This is a genomic window from Providencia sp. wls1916, assembly GCF_009706585.1.
Taxonomy (GTDB): Bacteria; Pseudomonadota; Gammaproteobacteria; order Enterobacterales; family Enterobacteriaceae; genus Providencia; species Providencia lanzhouensis.
Genome location: NZ_WLUL01000016.1, coordinates 172,935 through 185,145, shown reverse-complemented (window position 1 = coordinate 185,145; position 12,211 = coordinate 172,935). Strand labels below are relative to the sequence as shown.

General features: G+C 44.9%; 8 protein-coding genes. 4 read left to right on the top strand and 4 right to left on the bottom strand.

Annotated features, from left to right (window positions below; translation table 11 throughout):
* Nucleotides 1–24: 24 nt before the first annotated feature.
* The 3 genes from ppc to metB form a co-directional block, all read right to left on the bottom strand.
* The gene (gene ppc, locus GKR61_RS11805) at nucleotides 25–2,664 is read right to left on the bottom strand and encodes a phosphoenolpyruvate carboxylase (protein ID WP_154639804.1); all 2,640 of its coding nucleotides are present in this window, start codon (nucleotides 2,662–2,664) and stop codon (nucleotides 25–27) included.
* Between the two features lie 363 nt (nucleotides 2,665–3,027).
* Nucleotides 3,028–5,469, bottom strand: a complete 2,442-nt coding sequence (locus GKR61_RS11795; protein ID WP_108479183.1) for a bifunctional aspartate kinase/homoserine dehydrogenase II — start codon at nucleotides 5,467–5,469, stop codon at nucleotides 3,028–3,030.
* A gap of 17 nt (nucleotides 5,470–5,486) precedes the next feature.
* Entirely contained in the window at nucleotides 5,487–6,641 is a 1,155-nt protein-coding gene (gene metB / locus GKR61_RS11790; RefSeq protein ID WP_036950872.1) for a cystathionine gamma-synthase, read from the bottom strand.
* Between the two features lie 325 nt (nucleotides 6,642–6,966).
* On the opposite strand from metB, the gene metJ reads away from it, so the two are divergent.
* The 3 genes from metJ (at nucleotide 6,967) to GKR61_RS11775 (ending at nucleotide 9,400) form a co-directional block, all read left to right on the top strand.
* Nucleotides 6,967–7,284, top strand: coding sequence for a met regulon transcriptional regulator MetJ (gene metJ / locus GKR61_RS11785; RefSeq protein ID WP_036950870.1), 318 nt, complete (start codon nucleotides 6,967–6,969; stop codon nucleotides 7,282–7,284).
* Between the two features lie 390 nt (nucleotides 7,285–7,674).
* A complete protein-coding gene (locus GKR61_RS11780; protein ID WP_036950868.1) occupies nucleotides 7,675–8,400 on the top strand; it encodes an outer membrane protein in 726 nt (241 codons plus the stop codon).
* 259 nt (nucleotides 8,401–8,659) lie between these two features.
* The gene (locus GKR61_RS11775) at nucleotides 8,660–9,400 is read left to right on the top strand and encodes an outer membrane protein (RefSeq protein WP_036950866.1); all 741 of its coding nucleotides are present in this window, start codon (nucleotides 8,660–8,662) and stop codon (nucleotides 9,398–9,400) included.
* Between the two features lie 97 nt (nucleotides 9,401–9,497).
* On the opposite strand, the gene rpmE is transcribed toward GKR61_RS11775, so the two are convergent.
* Nucleotides 9,498–9,713, bottom strand: a complete 216-nt coding sequence (rpmE, locus tag GKR61_RS11770) for a 50S ribosomal protein L31 (RefSeq protein ID WP_036950864.1) — start codon at nucleotides 9,711–9,713, stop codon at nucleotides 9,498–9,500.
* A 225-nt stretch (nucleotides 9,714–9,938) separates the two neighbouring features.
* On the opposite strand from rpmE, the gene priA reads away from it, so the two are divergent.
* Nucleotides 9,939–12,137 (top strand): primosomal protein N', encoded by a 2,199-nt coding sequence (priA, locus tag GKR61_RS11765; protein ID WP_154609531.1) that lies wholly within the window; start codon nucleotides 9,939–9,941, stop codon nucleotides 12,135–12,137.
* The last annotated feature ends 74 nt before the right edge of the window (nucleotides 12,138–12,211 follow it).

Sequence of the window (12,211 nt, the reverse complement as noted above, 5' to 3'; positions counted from 1 at the left end):
AATTATAAATAACGTAATCAATTACTAGCCGGTATTACGCATTCCCGCCGCAACACCTGCAATGGTCACCATCAACGCTTGCTCCACACGCGGGTCTGGATGCTCTTGCTGACGAGAGCGTTGTAATAGCTCAGCCTGCAATACGTTCAGAGGGTCGGTATAGACGTTACGCAGGGCGATAGATTCCGCAATCCACGGTAAATCCGCCATCAACGCTTCATCTTTAGAGACCGCTAAAACACTCTTAATATCTTCGGATAACTGGTCACGCAGTTTTTGTCCCAGTGGCCATAAACGTTTCTCAACGAGGCAATGGTCATAATATTCCGCTAACCATAGATCGGCTTTCGCGTACACCATTTCCAGCATTGCAATACGGGTTTTGAAGAATGTCCACTCTTGCCACATTTCATCCAGTACCGCTTGCTTGCCTTCTTTTTCGATGACATGTTTCAGCGCCGCACCTGCCCCTAACCATGCGGGTAACATCAAGCGGTTTTGTGTCCACGCGAAAATCCAAGGAATAGCGCGAAGGGTCTCAACACCCCCAGTAGGACGACGTTTTGCAGGGCGAGAACCTAATGGCAATTTGCCCAGCTCTAACTCTGGGGTCGCCGCACGGAAATACGGGACAAAGTCAGGCTGTTCACGCACATAATCGCGATACATCGCGCAAGATACGTCTGACAACGAATTCATTACTGCCTTCCACTCTTCTTTTGGCTCTGGCGGTGGCAATAAGTTGGCTTCGAGGATAGCGCTCGCGTACATGGCTAAACTGCTAATCGTCACTTGCGGGAGACCAAACTTAAAGCGGATCATTTCGCCTTGTTCCGTCACACGCAACCCGCCTTTTAAGCTTCCCGGTGGTTGGGAAAGAAGTGCGGAATGTGCTGGCGCACCGCCACGACCAATGGTGCCGCCACGACCGTGGAACAGTGTCAGTTTCACGCCTTCTTTATCGCACAACTTAATCAGGGCATCTTGTGCACGATACTGCGCCCATGACGCTGCCATCACACCCGCATCTTTTGCAGAGTCGGAGTAACCAATCATTACCATTTGGCGATCATCAATCAGCTCACGATACCATTCAATGCTAAGCAACTTAGTCATCACGCTTTCGGCGTTATTTAAATCTTCCAGAGTTTCGAACAGTGGCGCAACCGGCAATTTAATGGAAGCACCCGCTGCTTTTAGCAGGAGTTTGACGGCTAAAACGTCGGATGGCACTTTCGCCATCGAAATCACGTAAGCGGCGATAGAGTCATTCTTCGCTTTAGCGATAACGCGGCAAGTTTCGAATACTTCTTGCGTTTCTGCTGTCGGTTGCCAATCTTGTGGGATCAGTGGACGACGAGATTGCAACTCAGTCAGTAAGAAATCTTGCTTCTCTTGTTCTGACCAATTGCCATAGTTACCCAGCCCCAAATATTCTGTCAGCTCAGACAGTGCTTCGGTATGACGAGTGCTCTCTTGGCGCACATCGATACGCACCAATTGCAGACCAAAGCTACGAATACGGCGCAACGTATCTAACAGTGAGCCATTAGCAATAATGCTCATATTGCAAGCAACGAGCGATTGATAGCAGGTATACAGCGGATCCCAAAGTTGCGCGTTATCCGTCAGTAAATCCGCTGGTGGCAGAACTTGCTCACCTTTCACTCGGCGCTCTAAATAATCCAATGTAGAAAACAGTTGGCTACGCAGATTTTTGGCAATTTGGCGATAAGGCTCATCCACATCATCGCCGCCTGCGAGTGCACGCAGCTCTGGCGTCGCTTCCGTCATAGAAAGCTCTGACACCAAGACTTGAATATCTTTCAAGAATAAATCGGCAGCTTTCCAACGGCTTAATAGCAGAACATGGCGAGTCACTTCCGCGGTCACATTCGGATTACCATCACGGTCGCCGCCCATCCATGACGTAAAGCGGATTGGGTTTGCTTCGACAGGTAATTCAGCCCCAATGGACTCTTCAAGCTGTTCATTGAATTCCCGTAAAAATGCCGGAACCCCTTCCCACAAAGAGTTTTCAACAACCGCAAAGCCCCATTTTGCTTCATCGATTGGCGTAGGGCGAATTTTACGAATTTCATCGGTATGCCAAGATTGCGCCACCAGTTGGCGTAAGCGACGCATAATATTGTTGCGTTCGTAATCCGCTAAATCATCATGATCGAGCTGGGATAAACAGGTGTTCACCTCAACCAATTTGTGAATTAAGGTACGTCGGGCGATTTCGGTTGGATGGGCGGTCAGCACCAGCTCAATAGAGAGCTCTTCAACGGCTTTTTGAATATCACCGTGGCTAAAATCGTGCTCTTTTAAACGCCCAAATAATTTCTGTAGGGCAACAGGGTTACTCGCCGCTTCACCGTGGGGAGAAATACTGTGGTATTGCTCTGCCACGTTGGTTAAGTTTAAGAATTGGTTGAATGCCCTCGCAACGGGTAATAGCTCGTCGTTGGTCAGTGTTTGCAAGGTCATTAATAATTTTTGGCGCTGAACTTCATTACCTGCGCGGGAGGATTTGGATAGCTTACGAATAGATTCGACTTTATCGAGGATATCTTCACCAAGAGCGTCTTTGATGGTATCACCGAGTAGCTTACCCAACATACTGACATTACTGCGCATTGCGGAATATTGCTGATTCATGGGACTCCTGATCTTGTGCTGTTGGCAGGATGCCACCCCGCTTCTCGTGAACGGTTAACAAACTGCGCTGGATTTCCTGTAATAAAATTTCAGTCGGCTAGAATTATGTTTTGTGATGCAGACCGCGAATTTCACCCTGTACCCTATATTCATATCAGAAAAAAAGCGCTTTGGGTGATTTTTCTGAAATTTAATTACAGCACCATTTTTATTAATTTTTCTTATTTAAGTATTGCGTCAGCGCAATCTATCGTCGATTCAGCACTTTTAAGTCATGAATCTTATTTAAGAATAAAATAGGAATTGGAAAATTTGGGAAATGAAGAGAACGCACGCGTTTATCTAACCCGTGCGTTACTGATTTTATAAAAGCTGAGAAAGTCGATTCAGGTCAGATTGGATAGCACCGGCGGTCACATCGCGACCCGCACCTGGTCCACGGATCACCAATGGGTTATCACGGTACCAACGGCTTTCAATGGCAAAAACGTTATCCCCCGGCAATAAAGAGGCTAACGGGTGCTCAGGTTTAACCGCCTCGACACCCACTTTTGCTTTACCTTTCACTGCATCAAACCGCGCCACGTAACGTAGCACTAACCCCAGCTCCTTCGCGGCTTCTAAGCGCTGCTGCATCTGCTCGTTAATCACGGCGCTATTTTCAAAGAATTCATCCAGTGAGCCTGTTTCCGCTTGCGCTGGCACTAACGATTCCACGCGCACATCATCCGGTTCGATATCATAGCCCGCTTCTCGCGCCAGAATAATGAGCTTGCGCATCACATCTTGCCCAGATAAATCGATGCGCGGATCCGGTTCCGTTAATCCTTGCTGCCAAGCTTGCTCGACAAGCTCACTGAAAGGCACTGAGCCATCAAACTGCAAGAATAGCCACGATAATGTGCCAGAGAAGATCCCGCTGATCGCCAGAATCGCGTCACCGCTTTCTTTGAGATCGCGCACTGCGTAGTTGATCGGCAACCCAGCGCCAACGGTCGCATTATAGAGCCAATGACGCCCCGTTTTGGCGAATGCATCACGAATTTCACGATACTGCTGAGTAGGCGCTGCCCCTGCGAGTTTGTTTGCACTGATAACATGGAAACCGTAACTCGCAAAGTCCACATAACTATTAGCAAGCTCGCCACTGGCTGTGACATCCAACACAATCAGGTCATCATAAGGGTGCGCTCGCATCCATAAAAACAGATTGTCGTCCTGATGCTCGACCGCTTCATCATCAAAGAAAGCTAATGCACGGCTTGGGTCAATACCTTGGTAATTCAATAAACTGCGGCGACTATCCACGACACCCGCCAAAACAAAGTCAAAGTCACTGCGAGCAGAAATATTTTGCTGCTCAACCGAAAACAGCTCTAACCAACGGGCGCCAATATTCCCTTTACCAAATAATACTAAGCCGATGCGCTTTTCGGCGCGGAATAAGCTTTGGTGCATACCTTGAATGATATGCTCAGTTTGATTAGTACGCAGTACCGCGACTAAGCTAATGCCATCTTCTGAGTGCCAGATAAACTCAACCGGCTGCCCTTTAAGCTCTTCATAAAAACGGTGGCTATGCAGCGGTTTTTTACACACACCAGCGCCAACCAGAGCCACCAGTGAAAAACCTTCACGTAATGAAAGAGACCCAGGCAATGCCGCTTCTTCCAATACATTCAACGCGCTTTCCACCACTTCCGAGGTGTAGCACAGTTGCAAGATAGCGCGGTCATGGTGAACGCCTCGCGCCAATGGGCGAAGTTGTACGCGTTTTAATAATAAATCCACATCCTTGCAGATTTGGTTGAAGTCGCGCCCTGCAGCAATTCGCAGCTCAATTAAGCACACATCGTTGTGGCTGGTGACAATTTTTGCCCCCGTCCCCGAGGCTAATACACGCTCAATTTTGGTGGAGCCTTGCTCCGGCTGGTAGCTACAGCGCAGCTGCAAATCAATATTGCTGACGGAAACAGGCTGCAAAGTACGCGTATGTAAGACAGGCGCAGCAAGGCGAGCCAATTCACTCGCTTCATCTAAACGCAATAACGGCAATAGACATGCATCTTTCACCTTGCGAGGATCCGCACTGTATACCCCTGCCACATCACTCCAAATGGTGACTTTGCCGACATCCGCTAATGCCCCTACTTGGGTAGCCGAATAGTCACTGCCATTACGTCCTAACAGGACGGTTTCACCTTTTTGATTACGGGAGATAAACCCTGTGACCACAAGACGGCGCTGAGGATGTTGCACCAGTAATTGCTGTAGGAGATGGCGGGATTGAACCTCATCCACCTGTGGCTGCGCTGCTCTTTCTGCGCGTAAAAATGTACGTGCATCTAGCCAAGCGCTTGCCATATCAAACTGTTCAAGCACGGCAGACATTAAACGTGCAGACCAAATTTCACCATGCCCCACAACTTCTGCGTAGGCAGCATCATTGATAGGTTTATCCAGTAGCCCACTGAGTCGTTCTAAATCCGCAACAAATAGCTGATTGAGCTCATTAGCCTTCTCTTCAGGCAGTAAACCACTGATCAAATCTTGCTGGTAGCGGCGTAGCGCTTGCTGCACTTGATGGGCAGAAATACGGTCACTCTGGCTTAATTTAAGCCAACTTATCAGCTGGTTTGTGGTACTCCCTGCCGCAGAAACAACCATTAAATCGCCGGGTTGGCTGTAGTTCGCCATAATGGTGGCGACACGCTGATAACATTTCACATCAGCTAAGCTACTTCCCCCAAACTTGTGTAACTGTCGGTGACAAGGGATCACCTCAAATGCTGTTATTGCACTCATCAAAAACTCCGCTAACGTTATGACGCAACCTTAAATGCGTGGCTTAAATCTGCGATAAGATCCTGACTATCTTCAAGACCGACTGAAATGCGCAATAAACTATCAGTAATACCTGCTGCGGCTCGCGCTTCAGGAGACATGCCAGCATGGGTCATGGTCGCCGTATGGGAAATCAAGGTTTCTACACCACCGAGAGATTCCGCTAATGTAAACAAGCTCAGCGCCTGTAAAAACTGACGAAGTTGCGCTTCATCGCCTGCAAATTCAAAACTTAACATTGCGCCAAAGCCAGATTGTTGCGCGGCGGCAATGTGATGTCCCGGATGATCACTCAAGGCAGGATAATATATTTTCTTCACCAGCGGCTCAGTTTTAAGATATTTTACGATTTCACCCGCATTATGCTGCTGCTGTTTTATGCGAGGCAACAATGTTCTCATACCTCTGAGTAGCAGATAACTGTCAAATGCACCGCCAGTGACACCGATATTATTCGCCCACCATGCTAATTCTAGAGCCCATTTCTCTTCTTTTGCAATCACCGCACCCGCAATAATATCTGAATGACCATTGAGATATTTTGTACAAGAATGTACAACAAAATCAGCACCTAACGCTAATGGTTGCTGTAATGCAGGGCTTAAAAATGTGTTATCCACCACCACCAAAGCCCCTGCTTGATGTGCAAGCGTCGAAATATGTTGGATATCGTAAATTCTCAGTAACGGGTTACTTGGGGTTTCAATGAGTACCAGTTTGGGTTTTCTCGCTAATGCCGCTTGCAACGCAGATTCGTCACTTTGATCAACAAATTCAACCTGATAAGCCCCTTTTTGGCTCAAGCTATTAAATAAACGGTAGCTGCCGCCATAGCAATCGTGCGGAGCAACGAGCAAATCACCCGGCTGTAATAATACCGTGCATAATAGATGGAGAGCCGACATCCCGCTGTTAGTCATCACGGCACCACTTCCCCCTTCTAGCTGTGCCAGTGTTCGCTGCACAATATCTCGCCCAGGATTACCACGACGGGAGTAGTCATGGGTTCTTGGCTCATTGAAATCTGTAAAATTATAGGTGCTAGATAAATAGATGGGAGGAACAACGCAACCAAATTGCGAGTCTTCATTGAGTCCATTATGTATCGCGATAGTGGATGCTTTGTATGTCATGAGTGTCTCTCCAAGTATGGGATAGCTCAAATCATACTCAAAGCAAATTTAGCCGTCAACATGTCTGGACGTCTAAACCTCTTTACGTTTATAACAACTAATGGAATAATCAGCCATAATAATTATGTGCCAATGGATAGTTAGACCACCTTACCGGCATATAAAAAGACTTAATTTATTGATTTTAATACGCATTAAATAATAACTTAAGCCCTTTATTCTTAACCCGTATGCTGAGTGTATCTTGAAAAAAATTCATCTTCAGGATCAGGAAACTGACACTCGTATATTATTTTATTATCAATGAATATATCCAAGGTATCTCATGGCTGAATGGAACGGTGAATATGTCAGTCCGTATGCTGAACATGGCAAAAAAAGCGAGCAAGTCAAAAAAATTACAGTATCGATTCCTTTAAAAGTACTGAAAATTTTAACTGATGAACGTACTCGTCGTCAGATCAATAACTTGCGCCACGCGACTAACAGTGAATTACTGTGCGAAGCCTTTTTGCATGCGTTTACTGGTCAACCGCTGCCGGATGATGATGATTTGCGTAAAGAACGCAATGATGAGATCCCTGAAGCAGCAAAAGAGATCATGCGTGAACTGGGTATTGACCCAGAAACTTGGGAATATTAATCCCTCCGCGTCTTTCTTTAACACTCGACTTACTGATGTGGGTCGAGTGTGACTTATCTTATCAACCTATTTCACCTCAATAACACTCTTACCCTCTGCTCCACCCATCATTTATTTTCATTATCTTCATACTGTTAAGCAATTTCATTTGTTGCCGATAACCAATGTACGCGTTTTGCCATGGATTAATCTCAAGAACAAGCCATCCGTCAAATAAAGCGCGATTTTTCTTTCCTCTAAAGACTATTTTTACAGCTAAATGCTTAATTATATTAAAAAACAATAAAGCCTGCTGTATATCAAGTTTTATGGGGATCCTGCATAGATAAATTTAATAGTTATCTATACTCATATTGCGTGATTCGAATACATAGCTAAATGGAATTTATAATGAAAAAAATTATTGCCGTATCTCTACTCAGTTTGGTGTCTAGTGCTGCCTTTGCAGGGGCAGAAAGCCTGTATGTCTCAGGTAAAATCGGGGCTTCAATTGTCCAAGTTTCAAATCAAAAATGGCTCACTAGCGATAACGAATTTGAAAAAACCAATCTCGGAAATACCAATGATTCTGTTTTCGGCGGCAACATTGCCGTCGGTTACGATTTTTCTAAAACCACCACGTTACCTCTGCGTACCGAACTTGAATTTGGGATGAGGGAAAAAGCCTCCACAAGCCATAACTTGGCGTCCTACAACGACCACGTCGATTTAAGTAGCTCGGATGATGTTAAAACCGATATCACCTTAAACACCGTGATGCTCAATACCTATTATGATTTCAAAAATGACACCAAATTTACCCCATATGTCAGCGTTGGGTTAGGTATGGCAAGCATTAACCACAAAATGCGCTACGACTACAATGAACATATTGTTAGCATGAACCAATTCACTCATGAAAAATTCACCAAATCTAAAACCACCACGAACTTTGCGTGGAGCGTCGGCTTAGGTTCGCAATACAGAGTGAATAATCACGTTTCATTAGATATGGGATACCGCTTCTTAGATGCAGGAAAATCTGAAGCGAGTTACTACGCAGATAGCCAAGAAAACACTTCTAAAGTCAAAGTGAGAAGCCATGACATTATGTTTGGTATAACTTACCGTTTCTAAGGATTTTCAGTTGGCACCTTAATACATATTCTTGAGGTGCCAACCTACTTCTTTCAGCCATTGAATCCAAATATTACAATTATGATGAGAATTTATTTCTTATAATCCATATTATACAGAATTTAATTCTGATGAATATTCATTTTATTCTCTCTTTTTAGCGCAATCCCTCGAAGTTTCTTACACTGACTATAACCCCGCCTTCATCACTTATACTCCAGTAAGGTTTCCATCCGAAATCATTCACTGGTGCTTAATTATGAAAAATTTACTTTTGGCTTCAAGTTGCTTGTTGTTTGCTAATTTAGCAATAGCATCCAGTAATAACGGCGTATATATATCCAGTAAAATTGGTGTATCAGTTTTGAATATGTATGATTCAAAGCTCAAATCCGCAAGTCTCAGCGATCCCAATTTTAGTACCATCAATTTTAGTGATAAAAGTCATTCTGCTTTTGGTAATTACCTTGCTATTGGCTATAACTTTTACGATCAATTTTCACTGCCTATTCGTAGTGAATTAGAGCTTGGTATGAGAGGGAAAATTCAAAATAATTATAATGTTGCTAAGGTTTCTACTCCATCTGGCATAGATGCATCTACAGATATGAAAAATGAAGCAACTCTCACAACAGTGATGCTAAATGGATACTACGATATGAAAAACCAGACTCAGTTTACACCTTATATTTCTTTTGGATTAGGTCTGGCAAGTACTCGATATGATAGAGAACTACAAACATTTCTCCAAACGCCTAGTAGTAAATCTACAGACCTGAATTCAGCATCGGAAAGAATTAATAAATTAGCATGGAGTATAGGCTTCGGTAGTCAATATGCATGGAGCGACAATTTATTATTTGATATGAGTTATCGTTTCTTAGATGCAGGGAAGTATCAGATCACAACTAAAGATGCATTTGATCCTGGTGATACCCACAAATCCCAATTCAATCTCGCCAGCCATGACTTTATGTTTGGAGTCGCCTACCGTTTTTAACAGCTCAATTGACGAATTTTAGGCAATAAAAAACCTGTTCAATTGAACAGGTTTTCTTACTGAATACGTTAAATCAACTTCAACGTGACAGGTTTTATTACTTTTTAGCACCTGGGATGCTGAAACGCTGGTTGAAGCGATCAACACGACCACCGGTAGCAACATCACGTTGTTTACCAGTATAGAACGGGTGGCAGTTACCACAAACGTCCAGGTTCAGAGAGTGACCAGCTGTTGAGTTGATTTTCATTACGTTGCCGCAAGAACAAGTTGCAGTAACTTCTTCATATTTAGGGTGAATACCTTTTTTCATGGGAGAACCTCTAATAAGGCCGTGTCGCCATTCCAGCCCTAACGCCGGACACCACACGTCGTGTTGATTAAATTTAGTTTATTGGCAAAACAAAATTAATTGATACCAAAGGCGGCGGATCATACAGAAAATCTGTTTATCACGCAATGAAAATAGCATGATTTTTGTGGTACTCTAACAGAATACCCTCATATTTTTGTACAAAAAACAGACGGAAATCCAGCTATGATCGTCGTTCAGGTGGCGTTACCTGTTCCTTTAAATCGCACATTTGATTATCTCTTGGGTGCAAATATGCCAGTCCCCGTCATCGGTGGGCGAGTTATGGTGCCTTTTGGCAAACGCCAAGCCCTTGGTGTGGTTGTCAATCTGAGCGATAAAAGCGAATTTCCCGAAGACCAACTCAAAGCCGTGGAGCTGGTATTAGATTCAAAAACCCTGTTCCCCGACGATCTCTGGCAGCTGCTGCTATGGTCATCTCAATATTATCATTACCCAATTGGCGAAGTATTATTTCACGCGATGCCGACCCTATTACGCCAAGGGAAACCCGCTGAATTTACGCCGATCTGGCAATGGCAAGTGACTGAAGAAGGCCAAGCGGTGGATCTGAATGAGCTAAAACGATCCCCAAAACAGCAGCAAGCATTAGCGCTCTTACGCCGCCGTCCGGTTTATCGCCATCAAGTTAGTGAGCTTGAAATCAGTGAAAGCGCCCTGCAAGCATTAAAGAAAAAACAGTATGCCGAGTTGCACCCTGTTCAACCAGTTGCGGAAAAATGGCAATCACAGTTTGCCGTGAGTGGAGAACGTTTACGACTCAATAGCGAACAAGCTACTGCTGTAGGCGCAATTCGCGCAGAAGATGATAATTTTTCGCCGTGGTTACTGGCGGGGATCACCGGATCGGGAAAAACCGAAGTCTACCTGAGTGTGTTAGAAAATATTCTGGCTCAAGGTAAACAAGCCTTGGTATTAGTCCCCGAAATTGGCTTAACACCACAAACTATTAATCGCTTCCGTGAACGCTTTAACGTTCCTGTGGATGTGCTGCATTCTGCGCTCAATGACAGTGAACGCTTAGCGGTTTGGTTACGGGCAAAGCAAGGTTCTAACGGCATTATCATCGGGACTCGCTCTGCCTTGTTCACGCCATTTGCTCGTCTTGGCATTATTATTATCGATGAAGAGCATGACAGTTCGTATAAACAGCAAGATGGCTGGCGCTACCATGCCCGTGATTTGGCGGTTTTCCGTGCAAAAAAAGAAAATATCCCAATTATCATGGGAACTGCGACGCCATCACTCGAAACACTGAGCAATGTTCAACAGAATAAATATCGTCAATTAAATCTCACTATCCGTGCAGGAAACGCCCGCCCCGCTGAGCAGCATTTGATTGATTTAAAAGGGCAGCCACTTAAATTTGGACTATCCCATTTACTGATCCAACATATTAAAAATCACCTCGCACAAAATAATCAGGTAATTTTATTTTTAAATCGTCGAGGTTATTCACCTGCGCTTATCTGCCATGAATGTGGTTGGATAGCGGAATGCCAGCGTTGCGATCATTACTATACTTTGCACCAAAATTTTCATCAGTTACGCTGCCACCACTGTGATAGCCAACGCCCTGTCCCACGCCAATGCCCGCAATGTGGGTCGACGCATTTAGTGCCTGTCGGGATGGGAACCGAGCAACTGGAAGAAGGGATTTCCGAGCTATTTCCAGATGTACCTGTGACTCGTATCGACCGAGATACCACCAGCCGTAAAGGCGAACTAGAGCAACACTTGAACGCTGTCCATGAAGGCGGCGCGCGAATTTTGATTGGCACACAAATGCTGGCGAAAGGACACCACTTCCCTGATGTGACGCTCGTGGCATTGCTGGATGTTGATGGCGCCTTATTTTCTAGCGATTTTAGAGCCGCCGAACGTTTCGCACAATTATATGTTCAGGTATCCGGACGAGCAGGACGAGCAGGTAAGCAGGGGGAAGTGTTCTTACAGACTCACCACCCTGAGCACCCGCTTTTGCTCACCTTACTAGAAAGTGGCTATAACGCCTTTTCCGCAGAAGCCCTTGAAGAGCGCCGAGTGGCAATGCTCCCTCCGTTCACTAGCCATATTTTGATCCGCTCTGAAGATCATAATAATCAGGATTCACGGCAATTTTTACAGAATGTTCGCCAATATATTAGCCAACACCCACAAAGTGACTCGCGTTTATGGATTCTAGGCCCTGCACCGTCTATTCAAGCCAAACGAGGCGGACGTTTTCGCTGGCAACTTTTATTGCAACATCCATCACGCGCCTATCTGCAACAGTTTATGGCGCAATTATTACCTGAGTTACTAAAACAACCGGAAAGCCGCAAGGTAAAATGGAATGTTGATGTGGACCCTACGGATGGTTAACAGCACTAATTTACCTGAAAAATAGGTACTGTAACTAACTGACAACAATAACTAAACCGTCATTTTTTGCCATA

What these genes read in the sequence shown, in the direction of transcription:
- ppc (WP_154639804.1), bottom strand. Translation starts at nt 2,664, where the DNA reads ATGAATCAGCAATATTCCGCAATGCGCAGTAATGTCAGTATGTTGGGT.
- GKR61_RS11795 (WP_108479183.1), bottom strand. Translation starts at nt 5,469, where the DNA reads ATGAGTGCAATAACAGCATTTGAGGTGATCCCTTGTCACCGACAGTTA.
- metB (WP_036950872.1), bottom strand. Translation starts at nt 6,641, where the DNA reads ATGACATACAAAGCATCCACTATCGCGATACATAATGGACTCAATGAA.
- metJ (WP_036950870.1), top strand. Translation starts at nt 6,967, where the DNA reads ATGGCTGAATGGAACGGTGAATATGTCAGTCCGTATGCTGAACATGGC.
- GKR61_RS11780 (WP_036950868.1), top strand. Translation starts at nt 7,675, where the DNA reads ATGAAAAAAATTATTGCCGTATCTCTACTCAGTTTGGTGTCTAGTGCT.
- GKR61_RS11775 (WP_036950866.1), top strand. Translation starts at nt 8,660, where the DNA reads ATGAAAAATTTACTTTTGGCTTCAAGTTGCTTGTTGTTTGCTAATTTA.
- rpmE (WP_036950864.1), bottom strand. Translation starts at nt 9,713, where the DNA reads ATGAAAAAAGGTATTCACCCTAAATATGAAGAAGTTACTGCAACTTGT.
- priA (WP_154609531.1), top strand. Translation starts at nt 9,939, where the DNA reads ATGATCGTCGTTCAGGTGGCGTTACCTGTTCCTTTAAATCGCACATTT.